Origin of the sequence: Cohnella zeiphila, from assembly GCF_014212055.1 — a bacterium.
Classification (GTDB): Bacteria; Bacillota; Bacilli; order Paenibacillales; family Paenibacillaceae; genus Cohnella; species Cohnella zeiphila.
The window spans coordinates 1-26,938 of the sequence record NZ_JACJVO010000062.1 but is presented as its reverse complement, the minus strand read 5'-3'; the positions used below and the strand labels follow the sequence as shown (position 1 = coordinate 26,938).

General features: G+C 61.6%; 21 protein-coding genes. 3 read left to right on the top strand and 18 right to left on the bottom strand.

All coding sequences use genetic code 11. From position 1 onward, the window contains the following. The first annotated feature begins 2 nt into the window (after positions 1-2). On the top strand, positions 3-158 hold the full coding sequence (locus H7C18_RS34130; RefSeq protein WP_420481905.1) for an IS3 family transposase: 156 nt from the start codon (positions 3-5) through the stop codon (positions 156-158). A 607-nt stretch (positions 159-765) separates the two neighbouring features. On the opposite strand, the gene H7C18_RS34125 is transcribed toward H7C18_RS34130, so the two are convergent. The 7 genes from H7C18_RS34125 to H7C18_RS34095 form a co-directional block, all read right to left on the bottom strand. Then, positions 766-1,593 (bottom strand): carbohydrate ABC transporter permease, encoded by an 828-nt coding sequence (locus H7C18_RS34125; RefSeq protein WP_185133605.1) that lies wholly within the window; start codon positions 1,591-1,593, stop codon positions 766-768. Then, on the bottom strand, positions 1,593-2,462 hold the full coding sequence (locus tag H7C18_RS34120; protein ID WP_185133604.1) for a carbohydrate ABC transporter permease: 870 nt from the start codon (positions 2,460-2,462) through the stop codon (positions 1,593-1,595). Before H7C18_RS34120 ends, H7C18_RS34125 begins: the two co-directional genes overlap by 1 nt. A gap of 146 nt (positions 2,463-2,608) precedes the next feature. Beyond that, positions 2,609-3,976, bottom strand: coding sequence for an ABC transporter substrate-binding protein (locus H7C18_RS34115; RefSeq protein WP_185133603.1), 1,368 nt, complete (start codon positions 3,974-3,976; stop codon positions 2,609-2,611). A 67-nt stretch (positions 3,977-4,043) separates the two neighbouring features. Beyond that, the gene (locus H7C18_RS34110) at positions 4,044-5,915 is read right to left on the bottom strand and encodes a cache domain-containing sensor histidine kinase (RefSeq protein ID WP_185133602.1); all 1,872 of its coding nucleotides are present in this window, start codon (positions 5,913-5,915) and stop codon (positions 4,044-4,046) included. 542 nt (positions 5,916-6,457) lie between these two features. Continuing rightward, complete coding sequence (locus tag H7C18_RS34105; RefSeq protein WP_185133601.1) at positions 6,458-9,133, bottom strand: alpha-L-rhamnosidase; 2,676 nt, start codon at positions 9,131-9,133, stop codon at positions 6,458-6,460. A 261-nt stretch (positions 9,134-9,394) separates the two neighbouring features. Then, on the bottom strand, positions 9,395-10,753 hold the full coding sequence (locus H7C18_RS34100) for a (Fe-S)-binding protein (RefSeq protein ID WP_337914082.1): 1,359 nt from the start codon (positions 10,751-10,753) through the stop codon (positions 9,395-9,397). Further along, a complete protein-coding gene (locus H7C18_RS34095) occupies positions 10,746-12,209 on the bottom strand; it encodes an FAD-linked oxidase C-terminal domain-containing protein (protein WP_185133600.1) in 1,464 nt (487 codons plus the stop codon). Before H7C18_RS34095 ends, H7C18_RS34100 begins: the two co-directional genes overlap by 8 nt. A 135-nt stretch (positions 12,210-12,344) precedes the next feature. Here H7C18_RS34095 and H7C18_RS34090 point away from each other — a divergent pair, with 135 nt between their 5' ends. After that, a complete protein-coding gene (locus H7C18_RS34090) occupies positions 12,345-13,079 on the top strand; it encodes a FadR/GntR family transcriptional regulator (protein ID WP_185133599.1) in 735 nt (244 codons plus the stop codon). A gap of 306 nt (positions 13,080-13,385) precedes the next feature. Here the strand turns inward: H7C18_RS34090 and H7C18_RS34085 are convergent, their stop codons facing one another. Beyond that, complete coding sequence (locus tag H7C18_RS34085; protein ID WP_185133598.1) at positions 13,386-13,883, bottom strand: GNAT family N-acetyltransferase; 498 nt, start codon at positions 13,881-13,883, stop codon at positions 13,386-13,388. Positions 13,884-14,041: 158 nt separating this feature from the next. Here H7C18_RS34085 and H7C18_RS34080 point away from each other — a divergent pair, with 158 nt between their 5' ends. Further along, a complete protein-coding gene (locus H7C18_RS34080; protein ID WP_185133597.1) occupies positions 14,042-15,034 on the top strand; it encodes a zinc-dependent alcohol dehydrogenase family protein in 993 nt (330 codons plus the stop codon). A 19-nt stretch (positions 15,035-15,053) separates the two neighbouring features. On the opposite strand, the gene H7C18_RS34075 is transcribed toward H7C18_RS34080, so the two are convergent. The 10 genes from H7C18_RS34075 to H7C18_RS34030 form a co-directional block, all read right to left on the bottom strand. After that, the gene (locus tag H7C18_RS34075) at positions 15,054-15,767 is read right to left on the bottom strand and encodes a GntR family transcriptional regulator (protein WP_185133596.1); all 714 of its coding nucleotides are present in this window, start codon (positions 15,765-15,767) and stop codon (positions 15,054-15,056) included. A gap of 9 nt (positions 15,768-15,776) precedes the next feature. Then, positions 15,777-16,793, bottom strand: coding sequence for a sugar kinase (locus tag H7C18_RS34070; RefSeq protein ID WP_185133595.1), 1,017 nt, complete (start codon positions 16,791-16,793; stop codon positions 15,777-15,779). Further along, positions 16,786-17,541 (bottom strand): 2-dehydro-3-deoxy-phosphogluconate aldolase, encoded by a 756-nt coding sequence (gene dagF, locus H7C18_RS34065; protein ID WP_185133594.1) that lies wholly within the window; start codon positions 17,539-17,541, stop codon positions 16,786-16,788. Before dagF ends, H7C18_RS34070 begins: the two co-directional genes overlap by 8 nt. Next, positions 17,525-18,649, bottom strand: a complete 1,125-nt coding sequence (locus H7C18_RS34060; RefSeq protein ID WP_185133593.1) for a DgaE family pyridoxal phosphate-dependent ammonia lyase — start codon at positions 18,647-18,649, stop codon at positions 17,525-17,527. The genes dagF and H7C18_RS34060 overlap by 17 nt, the downstream gene beginning before the upstream one ends. Further along, positions 18,627-19,736: an amidohydrolase/deacetylase family metallohydrolase gene (locus H7C18_RS34055; RefSeq protein ID WP_185133592.1), complete on the bottom strand. Its 1,110-nt coding sequence runs from the start codon at positions 19,734-19,736 to the stop codon at positions 18,627-18,629. Before H7C18_RS34055 ends, H7C18_RS34060 begins: the two co-directional genes overlap by 23 nt. 128 nt (positions 19,737-19,864) lie before the next feature. Then, positions 19,865-20,692: a carbohydrate ABC transporter permease gene (locus H7C18_RS34050; RefSeq protein WP_185133591.1), complete on the bottom strand. Its 828-nt coding sequence runs from the start codon at positions 20,690-20,692 to the stop codon at positions 19,865-19,867. A 12-nt stretch (positions 20,693-20,704) separates the two neighbouring features. Then, positions 20,705-21,583 carry a carbohydrate ABC transporter permease gene (locus H7C18_RS34045; RefSeq protein WP_185133590.1) on the bottom strand — a complete coding sequence of 293 codons (879 nt, stop codon included), beginning with the start codon at positions 21,581-21,583 and terminating at the stop codon, positions 20,705-20,707. An 88-nt stretch (positions 21,584-21,671) separates the two neighbouring features. Continuing rightward, positions 21,672-23,012 (bottom strand): extracellular solute-binding protein, encoded by a 1,341-nt coding sequence (locus H7C18_RS34040; RefSeq protein ID WP_238358145.1) that lies wholly within the window; start codon positions 23,010-23,012, stop codon positions 21,672-21,674. A 113-nt stretch (positions 23,013-23,125) separates the two neighbouring features. Continuing rightward, positions 23,126-24,673, bottom strand: a complete 1,548-nt coding sequence (locus tag H7C18_RS34035; RefSeq protein WP_185133588.1) for a helix-turn-helix domain-containing protein — start codon at positions 24,671-24,673, stop codon at positions 23,126-23,128. Continuing rightward, the gene (locus H7C18_RS34030) at positions 24,654-26,462 is read right to left on the bottom strand and encodes a cache domain-containing sensor histidine kinase (RefSeq protein WP_185133587.1); all 1,809 of its coding nucleotides are present in this window, start codon (positions 26,460-26,462) and stop codon (positions 24,654-24,656) included. The genes H7C18_RS34035 and H7C18_RS34030 overlap by 20 nt, the downstream gene beginning before the upstream one ends. Positions 26,463-26,938 lie beyond the last annotated feature (476 nt).

Sequence of the window (26,938 nt, the reverse complement as noted above, 5' to 3'; positions counted from 1 at the left end):
AGATTTTCAAAACGGAGTTTGTGAGCCAACGACAGTTCCAAAGCCTGAAGCAGTTGTCGGTGGAGCTCCGTGATTATGTCCACTGGTTTAATGAGCATCGGATTCATGGGACGTTGGGTTATCGAACGCCCGCTGAAGTCAGACGGTTGCCCTCATAATCGTTGTCCAGTTTTGTGTTGACAATCCACCCAGCTCCCGCTAACGCCGCCCCAACTTCACTCCGTGCACTTACAGCCCGCTCAGCTCCTGCAAACGCCGCTCCAACTTCACTCCGTGCACTTGCAGCCCGCTCAGCTCCCTCTTACGCCGCTGCAACTTCACTCCGTGCACTTACAGCCCGCTCGGCTCCCGCCTACGCCGCTCTAAGTTCACTTCATGCCCTTACAGCCCGCTCAGCTCCTGCAAACGCCGCTCCAACTTCACTCCGTGCACTTGCAGCCCGCTCAGCTCCCTCTTACGCCGCTGCAACTTCACTCCGTGCACTTACAGCCCGCTCGGCTCCCGCCTACGCCGCTCTAAGTTCACTTCATGCCCTTGCAGCCCGCCCAGCTCCCGCTAACGCCGCTGCAACTTCACTCCGTGCACTTACAGCCCGCTCAGCTCCCGTCTAAGCCGCTCTAAGTTCACTTCGTGTACTTACAGCCCGCTCGGCTCATGCTCTATACCCGCCATTGCCGCTCCAAACTCCAACCGTGCACCTTCGGCAGCTCGCTCCGGCGGCTTCAGTGCCCCTGTTCCGCAAGCGCCCGTCGCCGCCCCGACGCCTTACCCTTTCACCGAGCCGGCCGTCAGGCCGTCGATGATATAGCGCTGCAGCAGCAGGTACACGATCAGCACCGGCGATACGACGATGACCATGAAGGCGAACACGATGCCCCAGTTCGTGCTGTACATCGTGACGAAGTTGAAGATCTGCAGCACGATCGTCCATTTCCGGCTGTCCGTCACCAGATAGAACGGCCCGAAAAAGTCGTTCCACACCGAGACGACGACCACGATCGTCACCGTGACGAGCACCGTCATGAGCAGCGGCAGCACGATTCGCCAATACAGCCGGAAATAGCCGCAGCCTTCCAGCAGCGCCGCTTCGTCGAGCTCGCGCGGAATGGCTCTCATGAAGCCGACGAGCAGGAACACCGAGAACGGCAGCAGCACCGCCGTGTAGTACAGAATGATGCTGGCGTACGTCCCCTGAAGGTGCAGCAAGCTCATCAGCTTGATCGTCGGAATGATCGACACGGGCACGATCAGTCCGACGATAAAGGCGTAGAACATCGCCTTCATGAACCGGTCGTTGCGGCGCTGAATGACGAAGGCCGCCATGGAAGCGCACAGGTTGACGCAGACGACGACCAGTCCGGAGATCAGAAAACTGTTTTTGAACCCGCGCAGAATGTTGGCCTGCTCATAAACGTCCTTGTAGTTGCTGAATTGCCATTTGCCGGTCGGCAGCGTCAATCCGAACAGCGCCGATTCCCGAATCCCCTTGAAGGAGTTCACGAGAATCATGAAGAACGGGACGAGAATGAACAGCGCGCAGACGATTGCGACCAGCTCCAGCGCCAGAAGACGCGCCCGGCTTCGCCGATTCATCACATGTCCACCTCCCGTTTCTTCATCGCCATCAGAACCGGCACCCCGATCGCCGTCACCAGGACGAACAGCACCAGGTTAATCGCCGTCGAGTACCCCATCTGCCCCATGCTGAACGTGCTGCGGATGTACGTGTAGAATACTTCCGTCGTGTAGCCCGGCCCCCCTTCGGTGAGCACCATGACCATTTCGAACACTTTCATCGAGCCGATCAGCGACAGAAGCACGTTCACCGTGAACGACGGAGCGAGCAGCGGGAACACGATGTGCCGGAACCTGCTCCAGTAGCTCGCGCCGTCGATCGACGCGCTCTCCAGCAGGTCCTTCGGGATGAATTGCAGCCCCGCCAGATAGACGACCATCGCGAAGCCCGACACCCGCCACAGATCGGTCATGATGATCGAGAACAGCGCCCATTTCGGATCGTTCAGCCAGTCCTGGGCGAGCGCTCCGAGGCCGAATTCGCGCAGCGCGCGGTTGACGATGCCGTGGTCGGGGTGGTAGATCGCCCGGAACACGTAGCCGATGACGACCGGCGCGATGACGTACGGCATGAAGAAAATGAGCCGCAGCACGTTGCGGAGCTTCAGCTTCTCGTTCAGGACGAGCGCGAGCGCGATGCCGATGACGTTCTGCAGCACCGTGACCGCCGCGGCGAACACGAGCGTATTGACCAAGGCCGTTTTCAAGCGGGGCTCTTGGAAAAGTGCCCTGTAATTGTCCAGGCCGATAAAATGCACCGTTTGCGCGTGAATGTTCCAGTCCGTAAAGCTGTAATAGACGCCGACGAACGTCGGAGCGATGAAGAACAGCAGAAAGACCAGCAGCGCGGGAAACGAGAAATAAAGCGGATATTTGCGACTTTCCATCCGATTCCCTCCTTCCTTGCAGCCCCGGCGGCCGACCGGCCGAATCCGGTGAAAAGAGGGCGCTTCGCGAGCGGATCGTTCTTCGGGAGGGCCTTATCCCGTCCGAAACAACGATTCCGCTCCTCGCGCCTGATTTCACCCGATCCTTAAAATCCGGGAAGCAGCTTGGCCTTTCCGTCCTTCTGGTAGTTGGTGCTGAATTCGTTCAGCGCTTTGTCGACGTCGCCGTCGATGAAGAAGTTCTGCAGCGTCTTGGCGAAATCCACGAACGAAGCCGTCAGGCGGTTCTGGATGTTGATCTGCGACTTGCCTTCGTCGATAAACTTCTTGACGTCTTCCTGCGCCGGATAAAGCGTGCTGGTCGCGCCTTTGAAGATCGGAATGCCCGGATGCTCGGCATAGAACGAGTTGACGTTGTCCGGCTGCAGCATGAACTTGACCAGATCGATCGCCGCATCCCGGTGCTTCGCCTTCTCCGGCACCATCAGTTGGTTCGGCGGCGTAATCATCGCGGTTCCGGCGTCCGTATCGGACGGGAACGGGAAGTAGCCGAGGCTGTTCTGCACGAAGTCCTTGCCGAACTTCTTCTCCATCTGCGAGAGGATGCCGTCCAGCATGAACGCCATGGCGACCTTGCCTTCGCCCATCTCGTTCTGCAGCTCGTCGTAGGTGCCGGCGAGCACGCTTTTCTGCAGCAGGCCCTTATCCTTCAATTCCTTCTGTTTGACGAACAAGTCCTTCACCTGCGGGATGTCGGCCAGCTTCAGCTGGTTGGCGTTCAGCTTCTCCGCGCCGTCCGGGCCGATCGCCGGATCGACTTCGGTCACCCAGCCGGAAAGGTAGAACACCTGCGCCGGCCAGCCGTCCTTGACGCCTTCATAGAACGGTGTGATGCCCGCCGCCTTGATCTTTTCCGCAATGTCGAGCAGATCCTGATAGTTCTTGGGCGGCTGCACGCCGACCTTCGCGAACACGTCTTTGTTGTAGAAAACGCCGTACATACCGGTGGAGCCGTAAGGAACGCCGTAAATTTTGCCGTCCTGCACCTGCGCTTGCTTAATCGTGTCGATCACGTTGTCCCATACGCCCGACTCGCCGGACCATTCATGCAGCGTCTCGTCCGCGCGCAGCTTGACGTACTGCTTCGTGCCCGGCTGCATCAGGAACAAATCGGGAAGATCGCCGGTGGAAAAGCGCGTCATGAGCAGATTGTCGTAATCGCCGCCCGGCAGCGACTGCAGCTCGACCTTGTTGCCCGTCTGCTTCTCGTAAGCGTCGAAGATCTTCGTGAACGGAGCCGTATCCTCCGTGTTGGAGATCAGAAACGTCAACGTTACCGGATCCTTCGCCTTGGTGCTTGCCGAGGCGCTCGCGGAAGCGCTTGCCGGCGGCGCCGCGCTTGACGAAGCCCCCGCGTTCGCTCCGTCGTTTCCGTTACCGCCGCCGCATGCCGCCAGACTCGTCGCCGCCAGGCCCAGCGCGGCCGCCAGCGAAATTTTGCTTGTCTTCTTCATTCTTTTCAACCCTCCCGCAGTAATCGCTTACAAGTCCAGTATACGGAAGCGCTTGCAGTTGCCCTATTCACGATCCCGACCCCGAATGTAGAAGATTCTTACCTCCATCCGGAAGCGCTCTCTCGTCGGGCAGAAGCAGCGACGCGCGCGTTCCGAAGCCTTTGCGGCTGTCGATACTCATCTCCATCCGATCCCCGTAGCGGATCGCGTAGCGGGCGTACACGTTGCGGAAGCCGATGCCTCCCTCGGACACGTCGGACGGGAACGATTCCTGCAGCAGCGGCGCGCGAAGCTTCGCGCGGACTTCCTCCAGCCGGCGTTCGGACAGACCGACGCCGTCGTCCTCCACCGCCAGTTCAACGCGACCGTCCGGGACGCGGCGGGCGACGATGCGGATCGTTCCTTTGCCCCGCTTGCGCTCGATGCCGTGAAACACCGCGTTCTCGACAAGCGGCTGCAGCGTCATTTTCAGAACCGGGAAGTTGTACAGTTCCTCTTCGATGTCCAGCTCGTACGCGATCTTGTCCTCGAAGCGGATTCCCTGGATCTTCATATAGGCGTCGATCTGCACCGCTTCCTCCTGCAGCGTCACCACTTCGTCCTTGTTGCGGGTGTTGTAGCGGAACATGTCGGCCAGCGCCTGGGCCATATCGCCGATGTCGGACACCCGGTAGTAGTCGGCCATGGCGCGAATGCTGTCCAGCGTGTTGTACAGAAAATGGGGATTGATCTGCGAATACAGCATCGCGAGCTCGACTTCCTGCAGCTTGATCTGGTTCACGTACTTCGTCTCGATCAGCGTCTGCAATTCGTCCTGCATGGCATTGAAGTTCATTGCGATCCGGCCGATCTCGTCGTTGCGGGTCACCTCGACGCGCTCCGAGAAGTCGCCGCGCTTCACCCGGTTCACCGTCTTGTACAAGTTCAGAATGGGACGGGTGATGGAGCGGCCGAACAAGACAGAGATGAGGAAAGTGACGATAAAGACGATCAGCGCCGTCCAGACGACGGTCGTCTTGATCCGGTTCAGCGGGCCGAAGATGTCGCTTCGCGGCATGATCAGCACCGTCTTCCAGCCGGAATAAGAAGAACGGACGTAGGAGACCAGCTCGTCGTCCCCGCCGCTGCGGAACCAGAACTTGCCGCTGTCGCCGCCGAGGCGGGCGAGCATGTCGGCATTCGCGCTGTAGGCCTCGCGATCCCCGGAGGCGTAGACGAGCTTGTTGCGGTCGTCCAAAATAACGATGCGGCTGTTCGCCGACAAATTGTCTTTTTTCCCGATGTCGCGGAACAGGTCGTCGCCGTATTCGACCCGTACGACGATGAATCGCTCCGGGCTGGCGAACATGCGGATGAGCATCGACGACGAATAGGCGGTATCCTTCGTATCGGTGTGCCCGTCCCCGTCGTTCGGCCCGCTGAACAGCACGATGCCGTCCTTGGCGACCGTGCGCAAGTACCAATCGGCGCTCCGCACCTGGGAGGCGCTCCACGGCTTGTAATCGTCGGAGGCGCCGAGCATCGAGCCGTCGCTGAAATAAATCTGGAACCGGATGAAGTCCTGGATCGGCGTAATGTTGAAGCTCTTGAGGAACAGGTTGACCAGCTTCTGGCGGAACAGAAACTTCTGCTGGTCGGTCATTTCCGGGTACGCGCTGATGCCGTCCGTATATTCCGCCTCGTAATAAGGCGCCAGCAGCATGTTGCGCTTGCTGTGGAAGTCGTTGTCCATATTGTTCTGGATCTGCTGAACGATCTGGGAGCCGGCCGACTCGACCCGTTCGGACATGGAACGGTAGGAGATGAAGAACGAGACGGCGCCGACGATCGTGATGCATAGGAGGATGATGACGAAATAGCTGAGGAACAGCACGGTGCGGATCTGGGCGAAAAAACCGCGAATCCGTCCTGCCGCCCGGCGGACAAGCGACTTGTTCATGCGCGCCAGCCTCCCATAATGTCGGTACTTTCTGCAAGCGCATTCAATTCGTCCGATTGACGCCTCTTGCCGCGCGAACGGCGATGACTTCGCGGTTTTTGCAGCCGATCGGTTCGGTTCACGGGCAATTTCATTGTAGTCAACGGCAGCCTCGGCGTCATGTTCCTTATTTAGGCAGGCAGGCCGGCCCCGCGGCTTGAAAAACCGCCGGGAGCCGGCCTGCAGCCAATCTGCGAGAAACGGACATAGGGACCGGCTGGCCCGCTAACGCGGATTTTCCGCTTTACTAGGGCCGTATGGCCACTGCCAGGTCCGCTAACGCGGATTTTCCGCGTTACTCGGGCCGTTTGGCCGTCATCGGGACCGCTAACGCGGATTTTCCGCGTTATTCGGTCCGTATGGCCACTGCCGGGTCTGCTAACGCGGATTTTCCGCGTTACTCGGTCGGTATGGCCGTCGGCGGGACCGCTAACGCGGATTTTTCGCGTTACTCGGCCCGAGTGGCCACCGGCCTGCTCTCCCCTCCGGTCTGCCTGCGGCCGTTACGCCAGCTCGCTCTCGAACACGTACCGGCCCGAGCCGACGGAGAGGACGTAAGCGTTGTCCCGCCGCCCGTGCAGCGTCCAGCCGTCGCCCGAGGCCCCTTCGGCCGCCGCTGCTCCGTCGACGCGAATGCTCTCGCCCGGCACGTACACGTCGGCCGTCGCGCCCGCCGGCACCTGGACCGCCAGCCATAACCGGCCTTCCGGCCGAAGCTCCCATTCGACGGCGATCTCGCCCTGCAGCGAGTCGTATCGCGCCCGGGCCGAGGTCAAGCGGCCGCCGGGACGCGGCCGGACGATCGCGTGCCGGAAGCCCGGGCGCGCCGGATCGGCCTCGATGCCTCCCATATAGCGGAACATCCACTCCCCGACCGAGCCGAGCGAGTAATGGTTGAACGAGTTCATCGACGGCGTCTGGAAGCCGTTGTGCTCGGTCCAGCCGTCCCAGCGCTCCCAGATCGTCGTCGCCCCGTGCTTGATCGAGTACAGCCAGGATGGGAACTCTTCCTGCGTCAGCAGCTCGTATGCGACGTCCAGCCGGCCGCTGTCCGTCAGCGCGGGCAGCAAGTAACCGACGCCGAGGAATCCGGTCGACAGCCGGTTGCCCTTGGCGCGGATATCCGCCGTCAGCCGGTCGATCGCCCGCTCCTTGAGTTCATCCGTAAGCAAGCCGAATTGAAGCGCCAGCACGTACACCGTCTGCGTCTCGCCGCGAATCCGGCCTTCCCCGTCCACGAACGCGCCGCGGAACGCGGCCGCGATCGCCTCGAACAGCTCCCCGTACCGCGCTTCGTCGGCGGTGCGCCCAAGCACGCCTGCGATCCGGCCCATCAGCTTGGTGCTGTAGGCAAAGTAAGCCGTCGCCAGCACCTCGTTCGGCGTATCCGCGTCGATGGACAGCCAATCGCCGTAATTGGCATAGTCCGGTCTCACGAGACCGGTGCTGTTGACGCGCAAATATTCAACCCAGCGCGCCATCGCGTCGTAGTTCTTTTCCAGAATCCGGGTATCCCCGTACATCAGGTACAGCGTCCACGGAATGACGACTCCCGCGTCTCCCCAGCCGGCATTGTCCGGCGCGAACCAGTTGAGCCTCGTGTTCCACATCTTGTGGCGAATCCAGCCCGCGTCCGGCGCCACGTCGGTGAACGCGCCCGTCGGCTGCTGGCAATCGATCATATCCTGCACGAACTTGGCGAAAAACCGCGACACGTCCATATTGTACGAAGCCGTCCGGGCGAAAATCTGCGCGTCCCCCGTCCAGCCCAGCCGTTCGTCCCGCTGCGGGCAGTCCGTCGGCACGGAGAGAAAGTTGCCGCGCTGACCCCAGGTGATATTGGAATACAGCCGGTTCACCTGCTCGTCCGAGGTCGTCAGGCTTCCCGTGCGCGGAGTGTCGGAATGCACGACTTTGCCGACGATCGTCGTCAGATCCGCTTCGCCGGGATAACCGATCAGCTCGACATAGCGGAAGCCGTGGAACGTAAAGTGCGGCTCGTACCGCTCCTCGCCCTCGCCCCGCAAAATGTAATGATCCTGCTGAACGGCCAGCCGCAGATTGTCGAGGTACAGCGAGCCGTCGGGATTCAGCATCTCGGCGTGGCTCAGCGTAACCTTCGCCCCTCTTGCGCCGCGGGCTTTCACTTCCGTCCAGCCGACCATGTTCTGCCCCATGTCGTAAATGTAAGTGCCCCGCTCCGTACGCCGCACCGAGATCGGCTCGATCGTCTGCGTAATCCGGATCGGCGGTTCGATCGCGGCCGTCAGCAGCCCGTTATAGCCCGCGCGGACGTCCGGTCTCTCCCAGCCCGAATCGTCGAAGCCCGGACGGTCCCAGCCGTCCAGCTCCAGCCGCGCGTCGTACGTCTCGCCCTTGATGAGATCGGAGTAGACGATCGGCCCTTTCGCCGTCCGCCACCCGCCGTCCGTCAGCACCTGCTCGCGGCTTCCGTCTTCGTATTCAAGATGCAGCTGCATGAGGAAAAAAGGCCGTTCTCCATACACGTGATCGCCGAGAAAACCGACCGTTCCCGAATACCAGCCGTCGCCGAGTATGGCGCCGACCGCGTTGGCGCCCTCCGCCAGCAGGCCGGTCACGTCATACGTTTGCGTCTGCACGCGTTTGTCGTAATCGGTGAAGCCCGGCGCGAACCAATCCCCGATCCGGCTGCCGTTGACGTGCAGTTCGTACAGGCCGAGCGCCGTCGCATAAACGGTCGCCCGCTTCGGCTTGGCGCGCAGGCGAAATTCCTTGCGTACGTAAGGCGACGGCTGCATCATGACGTTCGGCTCCGTCTTGCGGCCGATCCACGCTCCCCGCCTCTCTTCGCGGGACAGCAGCCCCACCGTCCAGAAGGCGGTCTCGCTCCAGTCGGATTCGTTCCCGTCCCGGTCCCAGACGCGAACTTTCCAATAGTAGCGCCCTTCCGACTTCAGCGGCTTGCCTTCGTACACGATGTGCGTCGACCGGCCTCCCGTCACCTTGCCGCTGTCCCAGCAATCCCCTTCTTCCCGGTCCAGCGCTTCCGGCGCGGAAGCGACCAGGACGCGGTAAGCCGATTGGGCCGCCCCTCTTTTCTCCGATTCCAGGCGCCAGAACAAGCGCGGCTTCCGTTCGTCCAGGCCGAGCGGGTTGCGCATATATTCCGTTTTCAAATCCGTAATTCGCAGCGTCATGCCGTAACCCTCCCGATTGTTTGCGCTCCGAGTTCAATGTTATCGCGCGACTAAACAGTTTAGTTGTTTTATCTAAAATTCCACTTTACTTCACCATCCTAACACTGCCTTTTTTCAATCGTCAATACAAAAATACGGATAAACTAGGTCTTTTCCTAGGATTTCATCAACTAAACGGAACTAAACAAAACAAAAATATTTGTTTATAAAAAAAGCAGCCTCTTGGACCGTCCCCCGGCCAAAAAGGCTGCTTTCCTTCTTTTAACGTCCGCCCATCCGTTCATGCAGAAAATCGACCACGTGCGCCACCTGCATTTTCCCCGGGTCTCCATGCCGTTGTACGCCCAGCTTCATCTGCAGGAGGCAGCCCGGGTTGCTCGTCAGCAGCACCCGCGCTCCCGTCGCGTTCGCATGCTCCATCTTATGCTCCAAAATTTGGCCGGCCATCTCCGGCTGCGTCAAGTTGTAGATGCCCGCCGAGCCGCAGCAGCGGTCGGCTTCCGCCATCTCCACGAATTCCGCGCCGGGCACCTGCCGCATCAGCCTGCGAGGCGCATCCGAGGAACGCATGACGTTGCGAAGGTGGCACGAATCCTGATAAGTGATGCGGACCGGTTCCCCATCCGCCTTCCGGTCGAATGCCGGCACGCGTCCGAACTTCACGAGCAAGTCGCTGATGTCGAACACCCGTCCCGCGAACCAGGCCGCGTCCTCGCGCCATTCGCCGTCCTCGTGCAGCAGATGGTCGTACTCCTTCAGTATCGCCCCGCAGCCGCCCGCGTTCGAGACGATGTAATCGACGCCCGCCTCGCGAAAAGCGCGGACGTTGCTGCGTGCCAGCTTCCGCGCGCCTTCCGCCTCGCCGCTATGGGCGTGCAGCGCGCCGCAGCACGTCTGGGAATCGGGAATGAACACCTCGAAGCCGGCTTCCGTCAGCAGGTCGACCGTGTGCACGTTCGTATCCGTGAACAGGACGTCCATGAGGCAGCCGCGGAACAATCCGACCTTGGCGATCGGCTGTCCCTTGGCCGGATGCCGGTCGCCGATGCGCCGAATGACGCCTTGGCCCGAAGAGTCCGGGAGAATGCGTTCCATGTCGCGCAGATGCTCGGGGAACAGCTTCATGACGCCCGTCTTGCGCGCCGCCGTCTGCAGGCCCGAGCGCTGGTACAGCTTCAAGGCGCCGCCAAGCAGCCGCATCCGCTTCGGATGGGGGAACAGCGACTTGAACACCGTCCGGCGAATCGGCTTGATCCACCACCGATGGGTGTCCGTATGGTCCTCGATCGCGTCTCGCGCCTGCTCGATCAGCTGCCCGTACTTCACGTCCGCCGGGCAAGCCGGCTCGCAGGCCCGGCAGCCGAGGCAATGGTTCATCTGCTGCTCGAACGCTTCGTCCGGCGGCATCAGCCCGTCGGCCACCGCCTTCATCAGGGCGATCCGGCCGCGGGGCGATTCCGCCTCGATGCCGGTCTCGCGGAACGTCGGGCAGGCGGGCAGGCAGAAGCCGCAGCGCATGCAGTTCGTCAGCTGGTCCTCGTCGAGGCGGATTTTAAGCTTCCGCGCGAGCGGGTTCCGTCTCTCGAACGGCGTCTCCAATGTTCCGGTTCCGTTAGCCACGATCGATAACCACCCTTCTGCGCGCCGATTTCGCGAACATTTTCCCCGGATTCAGGAGTCCCTGAGGATCGAACGCCCGCTTGATTCCCCTCATCATCTCGATGCCCGCCGGCCCGACCTTCCATTCGAGGAAAGGCGCCTTCACCATGCCGACGCCGTGCTCTCCCGTAATCGTGCCTCCGAGCGCGATCGCCGCTTCGAAAATTTCCTCGAACGCGGCCTCCACCCGGTGAACCTCCTCCGGATCGCGCGCATCGGTCGTCGCTGTCGGATGCAGGTTCCCGTCGCCCGCATGGCCGAACGTGCAAATGTTGACGCGATGCTTCTCCGCGATCCGGTTGATCGCCAGCACCATGTCGGCGATCTTCGAGCGCGGCACGGTCGCGTCCTCGAGAATCGTTGTCGGCCGGAGCCGCGCCAGCGCCGTGAACGCGCTGCGCCGCGCCGTCAGCAGCTTCAGTGCCTCCTCCTCGCTCGCCGCGACCTCGACGCGCTCCGCGTTCTCGCCGCGGCACACCCGTTCGATGACCGCGATATCGCGCTCGACAGTCTCCGGGTCGCCGTCCTGCTCGATCAGCAGAATCGCCTCCATGTCGAGCGGCAGCCCCAGCTTGGCGAAATCGTCCACGACGCGGATCGTCGGATTGTCGAGAAATTCGAGCGTCGCCGGAATGATCCGGTGCTCGATGATCTTCGAGACGGTGCGCGCCGCTCCATAGATGTCCTTGTACATGGCCAGCAGCGTCTTCTTGAACTTCGGCGGCGGAATGAGCTTCAGCGTCGCTTCCGTTATGACCGCGAGCGTCCCTTCCGAGCCGACGAGCAGCTTCGTCAGGTCGTAGCCGGCCACGTCCTTCATCAGCTTGCCGCCGGTGCGGATCACTTCCCCGCTCGCCAGCACGGCGGTCAGGCCCAGCACGTAGTCCTTGGTCGTGCCGTATTTGAGTCCGCGCAGGCCCCCCGAGCATTCCGCGATGTTGCCGCCGATCGTCGACACCGCCATGCTGCTCGGGTCCGGCGGATAGAACAGGCCGAGGCTCTCCACGTGCGCGATAAATTGCTTCGTATTGAGGCCGGGCTGTACGGTCGCCGTCAAATTTTCCAGATCGACTTCAACGATCTTGTTCATCCGGTGCATGACCATGACGATGCCCCCCTGCACGGGCACCGTGCCTCCGCACAGGTTCGTCCCCGAACCCCGGCTGACCAGCGGAATGCGATGCCGGCTTAGAATGCGCATGACGCCGGCCACTTCCTCCGTAGAGCCTGGATAAACGACGCCGTCCGGCAGCGCTTGCAGCATCGGCGTGCCGTCGTAGGAATGCGTCACCCTCGTCTGCATGTCGTCCTTGAAGTGGTTGTCCCCGACCACGGCCCGCAGCTCGCGCTTGACCGGCTCCGTCAACGAGCCGTAATCGGAAGGCAATCCCGCTCCGTCCGCTCTTTCCGCTTCCATCGTTTTTCTCCCCTTCGGCCTAATAAGTAATCAGGTCATCTGATGACTTTTCCTGAAGATCAGTATACACTAAGATAGAAGGACTGGAAATACCGTTTCGGAAAATGAACGCGACAGGAGGAACCGACTTTGAGCATGGCGGACAGCAGACCGATGAAAAGTTCCGAATGGGTACTGAGCGATCTCCGCAAGCGGATCGAAGACGGCGTTCTCTCTCCCGGGGAGAAGCTCGCGTCGGTCGTCGAGCTGTCGGCCCAGTTCGGCGTCGGCCGCTCGACCGTCCGCGAAGCGCTCAGCGCGCTCAAAGCGATGGGCATGCTGACGATCCGGCAGGGCGGCGGCACGTTCGTCAGCGCCGCTCCGCTGGCGGGAGTATCGGCGGCGTCGACGGCCCACCCCGGAGCGGCCGAACCCGCTTCGTGGGTCGCGCGGGCGCAGACGCTGCGCCACATTCTGGACGTGCGCCGCATTCTCGAGACCGGCTGCGCGGCGCTGGCGGCCAAGCGCCGGACTGATGAAGACCTGGCCCGGCTCGCCGAGTCGCTGTCCGTCATGGAGCGCTGCCTGGACGATGAGAGCGCAAGCGAGCAGGCGGACGTCCGCTTCCACGAGCAAATCGCGGCGGCCGCCAGCAATCCGGTGCTCGGCGACTGGATGAGCTCCCTGTCGCAGCAGCTGCACGAGAGCATGCGCGATACGCGCGCTCTGTGGTTTTACGCGGAGCGCGCCGATGCCGAGCGGCTGCTCGCCGAGCACCGCTCGATCTACGAAGCGATCGCCGCCGGCGACCCGCAGCTCGCCTCGGATCGCATGGCCGCTCATATCGATAAAGTCGAGCAGGTGCTGGAGCGCCGCGACGCCCGACTGTGAATGCGCAGCTCAACATCCGAGCGCCCTTCTTCTTTCTCCGCACACAAGCTGCTCGGCGCGCATTGAACCGGAAATTCTCCCTTTATCGGGAGCGATAGCGGCATTTTGAGCGATGATAAGGGAAAACCTCCGTATATTAAGCCAGCTTTTTCCCATATCTTTTCCAAGCAGCCGAATGAGAGGAGTTTTTCCCTTCCACTGGGCCTACCCGAACCGTCCCCCATCGAATAAGAGGAGAATTTCCGGTTCGCAGCGTAAAATGCGAAAGAAGCTCCGTCCGGCTTTCCTGCCGGGCGGAGCTTCTTTTTATCCGATGGCCGACATCGCTTGTTTCGACTGCCGCCATTCCAACGAGCAATAAGGGAACTGATTGCGCTTGACCGTAAAACCGAGCCGCCGGTAGAACGTCTCCGAAGGATCCCCCTGCACCATCTGCAGCCGCAGCGGCTTGTCCAAGTCGCTCGCCGCCGATTGCAGGCTGCGGACCAATGCCGTTCCGATGCCGCGGTTCCGATAAGAAGGCAGCAGCGCGATATCCGCGAGCACGATCTCGTCGCTCGTCAGCGCCGTCGTGATTTTGCCCGCGTACCGGTCCTCCACCCGAATCAGCAGCGTGTCGGACATCGGATAACGCTCGGAATTCGCACGCTCCCGCACCTCGTATTGCATCCGGATAAACGTCTCGATCTGCTGCTCGGGCCAGCCGAGCGCCTCCAGCTCCGGCCTTTTTGTCTCGGCGTACACCTCGTACATAAACGAGGCGTCCTCTTCCCCCGGAACCTGCAGTCCCACCGTGTCCACCATTGAAGAAACCTCCCCGAACGGAACCCGCAAGGTCCGTCCACCCGAATCGTTCGACCTTTTCCTCCAGCATAACAGCCCGATCTGAAAAATTTCTGAAAAACCGGGCCGCTCTTTGCCTTATAATGTCTTTATCCGTTGGAATGGGAGGAAAGGCGTCGATGATCGCGAAATGCGTCCGTTACGATTCGTTCGGAGATCCATGCGTCGTTCTCCAAGTGACCGATAAAAAGGTAGACCGGCCCAGCGATGGCGAGCTTCTCGTCCGGGTGACGGCCCGTCCGGTCAATCCGTCGGACCTTATCCCCGTTCGCGGCGCTTACGCGCACCGGATTTCGCTGCCCGGTGTTCCCGGGTACGAGGGGGTCGGCATCGTGGAGGACGTCGGCGAAGCCGTCTCTCCGGCCTGGCTCGGCAAGCGGGTGCTCCCTTTGCGGGGAGAAGGGACCTGGCAGCAGTATGCCCGCATCCCCGCCCGGTTGGCCGTCCCCGTACCGGACGGCGTGGACGATTGGGCCGCCGCGCAGCTGTACGTCAATCCGCTCACCGCCTGGCTGACCTGCACCGAGACGCTCGGCCCGATGCGGACGGACGACGTGCTCGTCCTGAACGCCGCCGGCTCGTCGCTCGGGACGCTGTACGCCCAGCTCGCCGGCATCCTCGGCTTTCGCCTGCTCGCCTTGGCGCGCGGCGAGGAGCATCGCGAAGAGCTTTTGCGCCTTGGCGCCGAGCGGGTCGAACAGGATTCGGACCCCTCATGGCCGCGCGCGGTCGCCGAGATGACGAACGGACGGGGAGCCGCGGCCGCCGTCGACTGCATCGGAGGCCCGGGCGCTCTGCAGCTCGCGGCCTGTGTCCGGCCCGGAGGCGCTCTGTTGTCCCTCGGGCTGCTGTCCGGTCTGCCGATCGATACGGCCCGGATCGTCCGGGACACGGGCGCCGTCCCGAAGCTGTTCCACCTTCGGCACTGGAACGAGCGGGCGACGTCGGAAGTCTGGCACGCGGCGTTCGCCCGCCTCCTCTCGCTTGCCGGAAGCGGACGGCTCGCGCTTCGGGAGCCGTCCGCCTTCTTCGGCCTCGCCGACGTGCGAAACGCCGTTCTTGCCGCCGAAGAGGCCTCCCGCCGTCGCGGCAAGGTCATGCTGATCGGCTGATCTTCGTTTCGATCCCGGTCTACACGTCGAATTTGACGACGTAATCGTGCAATTCCGTATGGTAATGGCCGACGCTGTATTCCATGACGCGGCCTTCCGTGTCGTAGGATTGCCGTATTCGCCGCAGCAGCGGGCTCCCTTCCGGAACTTCCAGCCACATCGCGATGTCGGCAGAGACGATGCCGACCGAGAAGCGGTCGCGGAAGTTTTCCAGATAGACCTGGTTCTCCTCCAGAAAATCGTACAGCGATCGGATCTCCGGCTCTTCCGCCGCCGTATTCGCCACCATCGGGGGCAAGTAGTGAACGAAGTGGATATAAGGCCGCTCGTCGAGCAAATACAGGCGTTCGACCCTGTAGCAGCTCTCGCCGAACAGTCGGCGCAGTTCCGTATCCGGTTCGGGGGTCACCAGTCCGGAGCCGAGCGGCCGCTTGCGGATTTGACGGCCTTCCTCGACCAGAATTTCGGTGAATCGTTTGCCCTTGGAAAGTTTGGAAAAGGAGGTGTTGCGAACGACGGTCGTCCCCACTCCGCTCCGTTTGTCCACGTATCCCTCTTGGGCCAACTCTCCGATCGCATTGCGAACCGTCATCTTGCTGACTTGAAACTCCTCTTCCAGCTGCGGTTCGGACGGAATGAGCGAGCCGAGCGGATATTCGCCATGCAGAATCCGGTCCTTGATGATTTTCTTGATCTGCAGGTACAGAGGTCCTTGCTTGCGCGTGATCGGCAACTCCTTCTCCTACCTTTCCACATCCATGCCCTGATCATCCAAAGCCCGGAACACTTCCGGCACCGTCGCGATCGGCGAATCGCCGGCCGTCGTATGGGCGAGCATCGCCGAAGCCGCGGCGAAGGCGACCGTCCGCTCGGCGGAGAATCCTTCGGCTTCGCCGTGAATCACCCCGGCGGCGAACGCATCCCCGGCGCCGATGCGATCGTATACGGGGAACGTTAACGCCTTCGAAAAGGCGAACCGGCCGTCCTTGTATACGTATCCCCGCAAGGTGTGCGTGCCGTCGCTCCCAACGGATCGGCGCGTGCCCGCGATGACCCGGATGCCGTACTGATTCGCCGCCTTCGGGATCAACTCCTGCAGCTGCGCGTCCGGATCGGCCTCGGCGGTCGCCATTCCGAGCGTAAGACGGGCGTCTTTCTCGTTCATCATCGCCACATCGCAAAGCGTCAGCATGTCTTCGTAATGGCGTCTGGCCGCGGCGTGCCCATCCGCTCCCCACAGCGACGGACGGTAATTGCAGTCGAATACGACGGCAGCGCCCGCTCGCTTCGCTTCCTGCGCCAATGCCTTCACATGGCCGCGGACGGTATCGTTCATGGCAAGCGCGATGCCGCACAGATGAACGAAATCCATGTCCGATACCGCCGACCGGTAATCGTATGTATTCTCTCCGGCCGTGTTGAAGCTGCTCCCGAGCCGGTCGCTGTAGGTGACGCGGCTGGGCCTGGGACCGAACCCGTTCTCCAGAAAATACATGCCGATATGCTTGCCGCCGCGGCGAATACGGTCCGTCCGGATGCCCAGCTTGCGCAAATATGCGATCGCCGCCTCTCCGAGCGAATGTTCCGGCAGCGTCGTAACCAGATAACCGTCATGGCCGAACCGGGACAAAGCCGCCGCAAGGTTGACCCCCGTTCCCGAAAACGTATAGCGAAGCGTGTCCGATTGGGCCAGCGTCTCGAAGCCCGGTACCTGAAGGCGCATCATGACTTCCCCGAAAGCCGCGATTCGCTTAGGCATAGCGGTCCACCAGGGCCGCGAGCATCCCGTGCAGCCTCCGCACTTCCGCCGTGATCGTGTCGCCGGTCGCCGGATCGACGATCGAGGAATAGACATGCGGGATCACCTGCGGAACGCCGGCTTCCAGCGCGATCCTCACGATCGCCTCGAAGTTGTCCGGATCGATGCCGCCGGTCGGTTCCAGCGCGAAGCCCTCTTCGGCGCACGCCATGGCGACGGCGCGATACTCGTCCTCCAGCTTCAACCCCTGCATGGGGAAAAATTTCAGCGCGTTGCCGCCCATGTCGCGAACGAGGCTGATCGCCGCCCTGACCGGCACGATCGCCTTCTCCGGACACGCCGCGCTGGCCGGTCCCGTCGACAGATTGACGAGTCCCGGGGTGCCGATCGGAGAGACGAGGCTGTTGATCCAGCCGTCTCTCCCTTGCAGGTTCGCCCGGGTTGCTCCTACCGCCGGAAATACCTGGTTGATGTGCGCGCCGGGGTTGGTCTTGACGATCTCCGCGACGACGGCCGCCTGCCGATTATCCCCCGAGCCCAGGCCGATGGATACGGCGCCGTCGATCGCTTCGCCATACTTCCTCATCGCCTCGGCGGCGGTTTCGGCGTCCGGATAGTTTTTGGACAGCACGCCGACCAGCACGTGCCCCTGCGCCGCCTCGAAGACGGCGCGGGCGTTATCGACGCTTCCGGCAAGCACGTTGAGAGCCGCACGGCCGCGGTACAGCCTTTTATCCATGTTCGACATGTCCGTTTCCTCCCGTCGCGATCGCGCGAATGGCCGCGGCGATCACCTGCATGTCGTCCCCCTGCAGCGAGCGGGGATCGATGTCGAAGTAGCCCATCATGACTCCGTAGTCGCGCGTATAAATCGCAATGTCGCCCTCGCGCAGCCGATCCGCCGCCTCCCGGGCCGATACCCCCGCCCGCGCGGCGTCGAACCGGATGCGGCCGCGGCTGATCTCCCGCCCGGCTTCGTCCCGGACGATCGACACCTCGATGCCGGGCAGCTCGGCGAGCGGCAGCAGCTCCTGCAGCGCCTGCTTTTCCCGTTCGTGGGTGCTTGGCTTGTCCGCATACTCGTCCAGCGCCTGCAGCAGGCCGAACGTCGCTTCCTTGCCGACCTTCATGCTCCGTCCGATGCCGTGGAGCTGTGTCTTGACCCACTCGATATACGGGCGCTTGCCGGCGACGATGCCCGACGTCGGGCCTTCGATCGCTTTCGACCCGCTGTAAATCGCCAGATCCGACACCCGCACGTACTTCTGCAAATCCTCCTCGGCCGCCGCATCGACGATCAGGGGTACGCAGCGCCGCTGAGCGACTTCCCAAGCATCTTCGACGGAAATCATATTCTTCTGCACGCAATGATGCGACTTCACGTACAGAATGGCCGCCGTCCGCTCGCCGATCGCTTCCTCGATATGCTCCTTGCGTCCTTCGTTGGCGTAGCCGGCTTCGACGAGTTCGCCGCCGCCCAGATAGATCATCGTCTCGACCGGCGCCCCGTATTGCACGTTGTGCCCTTTGAGCATGACGATCTCATTGCGCTCGATCGGATCGCGATGAAGCCGCTCGCTCCGCCTTCGATCCCCGCGAGTGACGATGCCGGCGACCGACAGCGCGATGCCGCTGGAGGCGGAATTGACCACGACGGCCGCCTCCGCGCCGAGCGCGCCGGCGATATGGTCGCCGGCCTTGTCGACCAGATCCGCGATCTCTACGTAACGCTGACCTCCTTCCTTCATCGCCGCCATCACCGTGTCGGTCGGGGCGGATACTCCCAGAATGCTCATCCGGCCGCTGGCGTTGACGACTCTCTTCAACCCGTATTTAGCAAGCAGCGAACTGCCCATTCGCAAAAACCCCTTTCGCTTCGATGATCCGATCCGCCACCCGCGTCTCGCCCTCGGAATCCGTCAACTCGTACCGTCCCGGCGTCACGGCGAAAAGCGTCAAATGGGCCGCTTCCCCGACCCGGATGCGGCCCAGCTCCGGTCGGCCCAGCCATTCGGCCGGCCGGACCGTCACCGCGTCCACGATCTCAGCAAGCTCCCAGCCGAGCAGCAAAAACTTGGACAGCACACGGGACATGCCGTACACCGGACCGCCCGTCCGGTTGCCTCGGTAGATATCGGTGCTGATCGTGTCCGGCCGGATGCCCGCCTTCTTGGCGAGCTCCGCGGTCTTGAAAGAGAAGCTGGCGGTTCCGTGCCCGACGTCCAGCCGAACTCCCCGTTCGAGCGCGGCCAGCAGCTCCGGCAGCGGCTCGCCGTTCTCGCCGAACAGATTGTTCGGCTTGCCGTGAAGGCAGTGAGTGACGATGTCCCCCGACTCCAGCAGGCCGAGAATGTCCCGGACATCCGGCGGCGCCGATCCGATATGCACCATAAGCGGGAGCGACAAGCGGTCCGCCAGCCTCCGCGCCAGCCGCAGCGGCTCGAGTCCGCTGTCCTTCACGACGCTGCGGCTCATTCTCGCCTTGAGGCCGACGATAAAATCCGGATTCGCCGCCGCAGCCGCAGCCGCCCGTTCCGGATCGATCCATTCGAGCCGCGACAGCTCGTCGACCCGCTGCAGTCCGATCCGCGAAACGTTGAGAAACGCGAGCAGCCTTGTCGCCGCCGTTCGGCCGCTCGCCCTCAATTCGGCAATCCGGTCCGCGCCGCAGCTGCCGGCATCGACGACGGTCGTCACGCCCTGGCGAACTCCGATCTCGTCAAGCTCGTCGCCGTACGGCGTAAGCTCGGGAAAAGCGTGGGCGTGCAGGTCGATCCAGCCGCCGGACACGTACATTCCCTTTCCGTCGAACCCTTCGTCTCCATGGACCGTGGCGATCGTGCCGGCTTCGGCCACTTCCGCGACGATTCCTTCTTCGATGGCGATATCGATCGCCCGCTCGTCGGTCCGTTTCACATTGCGCAGTACGAATCGCTTGCTCATTACCTCATCCCTTTTTGCGGTCGGCCCGTTTCCTTTTTTTCTTTGAGAACCGTCGGACTAAGCATAACAGAATGACACGCTAAAGTAAACATAACGTTATAATGTTTAAGCGCGCGGCCCGACCCGCTTTATCCTTTGACCGCGCCGGCCACCATGCCCTTCATGATCTGCTCCTGAAAAAACAAATAGATGACGATCGTCGGGAGGACCGCAATGGCCATCGCCGCCATCGTCAGGCCGTAATCGGTACCGAAGCCGTCGGAGAACAAGGTCAGGCTGAGCGGCAGCGTCTTGAGCGACTTCGAGTTGATAAACACGAGCGCGAACGAGAATTCGTTCCAGTAGCGGAGGAAAGCCAGAATCGCGACGGTCGCCAGCGCCGGCGCCGACAACGGAAGCATCAGCCGCAGCAGTACGCCCCAGTACCCCATGCCGTCGATCAACGCGGCTTCCTCGATCTCCTTCGGAATCGAAGACATGTAGGCGGCGATCAGAAATATCGCGAGAGACAGCTCGAAGGCGGTATACGGAAAAATAAGCGCCGCATACGAATCGAGCATGCCGATGCGGTTGAGCATGATGAACAGAGGCACCAGCGTGCTGTGGATCGGAATCAGCATGCCCAGCAGCAAAAAGGCCATGATCGGCCCCCTTAGACGAAAGCGGTACCGGGACAGCACGAACGCCGGCAGCGACGCCAACAGCAGCGTCAATGCGAGCGCGAGCGCCGCGACGATGGCCGAATTCGCCATCGCCCGGCCCATGCCCCCGAGTTCCCAGGCGCGGGTCAGATTCGCCAGCACCGGCTCGCGCGGCAGCGCATAAGGATGCCGAAAAAATTCCTGGTTCGACTTGAACGCGCTGACGAACAGCCAATACAGCGGATATAAGGTCAACAGGGCGTATACGGCCAGCAGCAGGCTGCGGATGTGCGCCCCGACGGACATTCGCTTCATTCCTTTCGCCTCCTAAGACGAGCTTCTGCGATTCATGAGCAGTTGGCTGAACAGGATCAGCGCGGCGCTGACGAGCACGATCAGGGTGGAGATGGCCGAACCGTATCCGTAGCGGTAAACGGCGAACGTGCTGTTGTACATATAGGTAGCCAACAGCTCGGTCGTATGGGCCGGGCCGCCGTGCGTCATGACGAACACAAGGTCGAACGCCTTCAAGCTGCCGGCGATGCACATGATGACGGTCACTTTGATCGTGTCCCACATCATCGGCAGCGTCACGGAGAAGAGCTTGCGGCCTCCGACGGCTCCGTCCAGCTTCGCCGCCTCGTCGACTTCCGACGGCAAGTTCTGAATCGCGGAGACGAAAATGATCAGGTACGGCCCGACATTGGCCCAGATGATCGGAACCGAGAGGGCGTACATGTTGACGCTCGGATCGGATAGCCACGGCATCGTCCACGATTCCAGGCCGACCAGCTTCAGCGCGTAATTGAGCACGCCGATCTGCGGATGATAAATGTATTTCCAGATCAGCGCGACGACGACGGTCGACATGACCATCGGCATGAATACCGCCGACCGCACCGTCCGGCTGAACCACGTGTTGCGATTCAGCAGCAGCGCCAGCGCCAGCGCGATCGGAAGCTGTCCGAGAATGGAGGCGCCGACGACGATGATGTTGTTTTTCAAAGCGCGCCAGAACAGCGGTTCGCGAACGACGGACGCGTAGTTGTCCCAGCCCGCGTACTTGGGTTCCCCGATGCCGCTCCAGTCGAAAAAGCCGTAATAGGCCGACCAGACGATCGGAACGATAGCAAACAACCCGTACACCAGAAGTCCCGGGGCCAAGCACGAGATCATAAACAGTTTCAAACGGCCGGCATTTGTCATAGACGGCTCCTTTCGTTCGAATACGGACGGCGTAAATCTTAAGGAACATCCGCTCCGGCGGGGAGCGGATGTTCCTTGCAGCCGACGCTTAGTTGCCCGTCCCCGCCTGCGCCGCCTGAATCTGGGCCGCGACGGTTTCCGGTTTGCCTCCGAGCATCAGGTCCTGCAGGCCGTTGTTGACGGCTTCGCCGCCGGCGGCCGACATGTACAGATCGTAAACCGGGCTGAACGACAGCGTCTTGACGAGGTTGAACGCTTCGTTGAACAGCGGCGTGACTTTGGAGGAATCGATGTCGACATTGTACATCACCATCGAATTGCTCTCCGCCACCGCCTTCTGCGCGTCCGCGCTGCTCAGCTTGTAGATCAGCTCCATCGCCAGCTCGCGCTTGCGCCCTTCCGCCTCCGCGTTCAGCACGAAGCCTCCGCCGGGACCGCCCGTAATCGTGTTCGCCTTGCCCTTGCCGTCCGGCAGCGTCGGGAATACGGCGACGCCGACCTTGTCCATCTGATCTTGCGTCGCCGAAGCCGCCCAGTCGCTGATCGACCAGGAGCCGTTCATGATCATGGCGGCGTTGCCTTGAATGAAGGTCTGCTCCGCCTGCGTATTGTCCAGGCTGTTCGCGCCTTCCTGGAACGCCCCGGCGTCCGACAGCTGCTTGAAGTAGCCCAGCGCCTTAACGAAGATCGGGTCGGTGAAGGAGGCTCCTTGGCCGTGAATCGCGTTCATGAACCAGTCGGTGCCGGTCAGCCGGTCCGCCATGACGCCGAACATCGTCGATTGGGCCACCCACGGCGCCTGGTTCCCCAGCGCGATCGGCGTAATGCCCTTCTCCTTGAACGCCTTAACGTCCGCAAGCAGCTCGTCCCACGTCTTCGGAACGCTCAGACCGTTCTTTTCGAACAGCTCCTTGTTGTAGAAAAGGAAGGAAGTCGCCGACATCGCCACCGGCACCGAATAGACTTCGCCGTCGTACGTGAAGATGTCCATAGCGCCAGGCAGGAAGCCGTCCGCCCACTCCTTGTTGCCTTCGAGCAGCTCCGAGATCGGCTGAATCAGGCCCGCCTTCTGGAATTCGTCGGTGAAGCTTCCCGAATAAGACATGAACACGTCCGGCAGCTCGCGGGCCGCCGCAACCGTCTGGATCCGCTGCCGGTAAGCGTCCGTCGGAATCGGCTGCGAGTCCAGCTCGACTTCGGGGTGCTCCTTCCGGAATTGTTCGATCAGACCGCGCACCGTCTTGGCGCGCAAGTCGTCGCCCGAATAGTTGTGCCAGACGGACAGCTTGATTTTCTCCCCGTTTCCTTGACTGGCGGAGCCGGATGCCGCCCCCTGGCTCGAATTCGAAGTCGAGCCCGAATCGCCGCAGCCGGCCAGAACGGCCGCCAGAACGGGCAACGCGATCATGCCTTTGTACATCCTTGTCATGTTTCCTAACCTCCCCATGTTGGCTTTCCTCTTTTATTATAAAAAACTGTGCGGCGCCGATAAGGAGAGAGAGTTCAGTGCCGGGGGAGAGAATATTCAGAAAAGGAGAAGATTCAATAATGGCTGCGGTATTCGGATGGAGTCAGTCCGGTGTGCCGCTTGAACAGCCCGGTGAAGTATTTGATATCCTCGTAGCCGACGCTGCGGGCGATCTCCTTGATTTTGGCGCCCGTGCCGGCGAGCATGGCCTTCGCCTTCTCCATCCGTTCCTTCGTGACGAATTCAAGGTACGTGGAGCCGGTCTCCCGCCGGAACAAGTCGCTCAAGTAATTAGGGTTGGTGTGAATATGCGAAGCGACCTGCTGAAGGGTCACGTTCCGGCCGAGGTTCTCCTTCACATAGGCGACCGCCTCGGCAATGTACGGATGCTCTTCCGATCCGAGCTCCAGGTATTCGTTCATGATCGCTTCGAGCCGCTCCGTCAGCGTCCGTTCGGGACCCGCAAGCAGCTCCTCCGGCGCGGGAAGCCTCATTCTGCCGCGAGGGGCCTGCCTCCCGGTCCGGCTTGCCGTATTCTCCAGCCAACGATACCCTGCGGTTAAAAGCGCCTGCACGTAGGCGTGCAGCGATTCCGGCGTCGCCTCCGGATCGCTCCGGATCCGTTCGCACAACCGGTTCGCCATTTCCCGCAGCTCCGCGGCGTTCCCGCTTTTCAGCACTTGAACGAGCGCCAGTTCCTCCTCCTTGGAGCATGCCGGATCGATGCCCCTCCGTTCGCGCACCTCTTCATACGCCGCAAACCCGGACTCCGCCATCAGCCACTCGTAGCGCGAAGCCGCCTCCGCCTCCCGCAACGAATCGGCCAGCGCCTCCGGCCGATCCACCGCGCAGCCGGCCGCTACGAACAGGCGGCAGCCCAACTGCGCTTCCAGCTCCGCGAGCGTCTCCCGCAGCGCGCGCGCCGCTTCTTCGCCGCGCCCGTTGAGCACGGCCAGCGTGCGCTTGCCGTAACGGAGCGTCACGGCCGCGAAGCGTTCCCTCAACCGGCTGCGGATCGTAAAATGCGAGAAGCCGGCCGACATCCGCACGCCGGGCTGCCTCAAGGAGACGATCACGACCTGAAGCCGCCTGCCGCCGCTTCCGGGAAGCGAATCCTCTTCCGGAAACAGCTTCTCCAGCTCTTCCTTCGCGATACGTTCCGGCGAGAGGCCATGGAACAGCAGGTCTTCCAGCGCGCCGCTGCGCAGGAGCTGCTCCGGCCCCGCAGAGCTCGCTCCCGGCCCTTCCTTGCCAAGCAGCCGACGCCTGGCGTTCAGCGCGACGCGGACGATCTCATCCGGTCCGCTCGTTTTTAGAATATAATCGCTCACGCCTTCGCGAATCGCGCGCTGCATATAGGCGAACTGATCGTACCCGGACAGCACGACGATCTCCGTCCGCGGATAGCCGCGCTTGATTCGGGAAGCCATCTCGAGCCCGGTCATGCCGGTCATCTCGATATCGGTCAGCACGATGTCCGGACGCTCCTCCGCGAACCGGGCGAGCGCTTCCTCGGCCGAAGCGGCCGGGGGAAGAAGCGTCAGCCCGTGTTTTTTCCATTCGATCGCCTTCGCCAGACCATCGCGAATGCGGGCGTCGTCGTCAACGATCAGCAGCCTCATCTTCCGTCCCCTCCTTCAAAGGAATCGCAAACGATATTCGGGTCCCGAGCCCTTCGCGGCTTTCGGTCCGCAATCCCGGATTTCCGGGATAGTGCAGCTTCAGGCGGCTGTTGACGTTGCGCAAGCCGTACCCGCCGCCCCTTCTGCCGGCTGCCGCAGCCGGTTGTTCGCTTCGCTCCGGCGCTTCGCGCTCCAGCAAGCCCTTCAGCCGCTCCAGCGCCGTCTCGCTCATTCCCGCACCGTTGTCCTGCACGATCGCCTGCAATTGGTCCCCGTCACGGGTCAAGACGACCTCGATCGCTCCTCTTCCTCCTTTCGGCAGCACGCCGTGCCGGATCGCGTTCTCGATCAGCGGCTGGAGCAGCAGCTTCAGCATCACCCCGGACTCGCAATCGGGATCGATCTCGAATCGAACCTCCAGCTCGCCCGGATACCGCTCGGCTTGAATCTGCACATAGCTTCGCGCGTGCGCCGCCTCCTGGCGGACGGTGCAGAATTCCTCGCCGTCGTTCAGGCTGAACCGCAGAAACTCGCTGAGCGCCCCCACCATCCGCGCGATGCCCTCCTGATGGTTCGCCAGAGCCGTCCAATGGACCGAAGAGAGGGTGTTATACAGAAAATGCGGATGAATCTGCGCCTGCAGCGCCTGCAAATCCGCTTCTTTTTTGCGCGCCTCGTCCTGCTTGACCCGTTCGGTGAGCCGACGGATCCTTCCGCTCAGCCGGTTATAGCTCATCATCAGCTGCCCCACCTCGTCGACCGTTTGCACCGGAAGCGCCGGCAGCTCCTCCTCCGGATTCCCGTTTTTCAAAAAAAGCGCCAGCCGGTGCAGCGGCCGCGTAATTCTGGCGATAAGGAACAGAATCATGCCGGCCAAGATGACGGCTTCAAAAATAACCGCAACGGCGGTCAGCCTCAGCAAATGCTGATTTTCGCTGCTGTACTGCTTGAACGGGATCACTCCCAGCAGCGTCCAGCCGACGCCCGGCATTCGATACGTCATCAACGTCATCTTGCCGCTGCCGGTGCCGTAATTCCGGAATCCGCCGGACGCGCCTGCCAAGTCCAGGCCCGGAAACCGCCGCCCGATCGGCTCCCCCAAGTCCGAGCCGTCCCCCCCGGCGATGATCCGTCCTTGCTCGTCCAGCAGCAGTACGTAGCCGTCTCCTTCCATTCCGGACTGCCGCAGATTCGCCGTCAGCACCTCCTGATTCAAGCTGATCTCCAGCGTCCCGATCGTCGTGTAATGGTTGGTGCTGCGAATCGGACGGATCAGCGTAACCGCGTGCGCCCGGGAATCGCTGCCGGTCGTTTGCCGTTCCAATATCCATCTTTTGTTCTCCCGGTCCGCGGCCGCGTCGGCGGAATCATCCGCTGCGCTTGGGAGTCGGGCGTTCCCCGGAGGCTGAACGTACGAAATCGCTTCCTTGTCGTCGTTCGGAAGGATACGGATGTTGGCGATGTAATCCTTGGAAAAAACGAGGTTGGTCAGAAACACGATAATCGAGGTCCGCAGCACGACGTTGCGTTGCGGCGCGCTCAAATATCGTTGCACGTCGTTGTCGCCGATCAGGAAAACGGACATATTTTCCGCATCTTTGATCATGAGCTGGAACTGGGTATCGAGCTGATGCAGAATGTTCATCCCGGTTATTTTGGCTTTCTCTTCCGAGACCGTGGAAGCGGTATGGTAGGAAAAATACCCGAGCAGCACGACCGGCCCCATCATGGAGACAATCAGCATAAACGCCAGCTTTCTTTGGAGCGACCGCCCAAGCCACGTCTTCAACCGCCCATCCCCTTTTCGCCCTGTAAAGATTATTACATCATAATGTTAATAGGTTTAAGACGTTATGGGAATGCTGTCCGTTCAAGAATAGGAGTTGTTCATAAGCGGGCGGCAAAACTGCGCGGGGATTTTCTATGAGAAGCTGCCAAACCTAGAGTCCGGCCGGGCTAGCGAGGTCGGTTACATTCTTCAGCGGGTCAACGCTCGAAAGCATCGCAACGAGTCTCGGCTGCCTGCTAAATGAACAAATCCCTCAAAAGTGAAGAGATGACCTGAAGTTAAATCCGATTACTTTTGGGGGAGCCCCCGGTTATCCACAGGAAATTTAATCGCATAATTTTCCTAAACAACAAAAAAGGCACCTCCGTTATTGGAGATGCTTCTTTCTGTTGCCGACTCGGCGGCGTTCGACTGTCGCGGGGCTCGGCTCGCGTCGATCCAACTTTGTTAAGCTCGGTTTTCTTAAGGGCTTTCCC

Coding starts and splice junctions, on each gene's coding strand:
- H7C18_RS34125 (WP_185133605.1), bottom strand. CDS start 1,593: ATGAATCGGCGAAGCCGGGCGCGTCTTCTGGCGCTGGAGCTGGTCGCA.
- H7C18_RS34120 (WP_185133604.1), bottom strand. CDS start 2,462: ATGGAAAGTCGCAAATATCCGCTTTATTTCTCGTTTCCCGCGCTGCTG.
- H7C18_RS34115 (WP_185133603.1), bottom strand. CDS start 3,976: ATGAAGAAGACAAGCAAAATTTCGCTGGCGGCCGCGCTGGGCCTGGCG.
- H7C18_RS34110 (WP_185133602.1), bottom strand. CDS start 5,915: ATGAACAAGTCGCTTGTCCGCCGGGCGGCAGGACGGATTCGCGGTTTT.
- H7C18_RS34105 (WP_185133601.1), bottom strand. CDS start 9,133: ATGACGCTGCGAATTACGGATTTGAAAACGGAATATATGCGCAACCCG.
- H7C18_RS34095 (WP_185133600.1), bottom strand. CDS start 12,209: ATGGAAGCGGAAAGAGCGGACGGAGCGGGATTGCCTTCCGATTACGGC.
- H7C18_RS34090 (WP_185133599.1), top strand. CDS start 12,345: ATGGCGGACAGCAGACCGATGAAAAGTTCCGAATGGGTACTGAGCGAT.
- H7C18_RS34085 (WP_185133598.1), bottom strand. CDS start 13,883: ATGGTGGACACGGTGGGACTGCAGGTTCCGGGGGAAGAGGACGCCTCG.
- H7C18_RS34080 (WP_185133597.1), top strand. CDS start 14,042: ATGATCGCGAAATGCGTCCGTTACGATTCGTTCGGAGATCCATGCGTC.
- H7C18_RS34070 (WP_185133595.1), bottom strand. CDS start 16,793: ATGCCTAAGCGAATCGCGGCTTTCGGGGAAGTCATGATGCGCCTTCAG.
- dagF (WP_185133594.1), bottom strand. CDS start 17,541: ATGTCGAACATGGATAAAAGGCTGTACCGCGGCCGTGCGGCTCTCAAC.
- H7C18_RS34060 (WP_185133593.1), bottom strand. CDS start 18,649: ATGGGCAGTTCGCTGCTTGCTAAATACGGGTTGAAGAGAGTCGTCAAC.
- H7C18_RS34055 (WP_185133592.1), bottom strand. CDS start 19,736: ATGAGCAAGCGATTCGTACTGCGCAATGTGAAACGGACCGACGAGCGG.
- H7C18_RS34050 (WP_185133591.1), bottom strand. CDS start 20,692: ATGAAGCGAATGTCCGTCGGGGCGCACATCCGCAGCCTGCTGCTGGCC.
- H7C18_RS34045 (WP_185133590.1), bottom strand. CDS start 21,583: ATGACAAATGCCGGCCGTTTGAAACTGTTTATGATCTCGTGCTTGGCC.
- H7C18_RS34040 (WP_238358145.1), bottom strand. CDS start 23,012: ATGACAAGGATGTACAAAGGCATGATCGCGTTGCCCGTTCTGGCGGCC.
- H7C18_RS34035 (WP_185133588.1), bottom strand. CDS start 24,673: ATGAGGCTGCTGATCGTTGACGACGACGCCCGCATTCGCGATGGTCTG.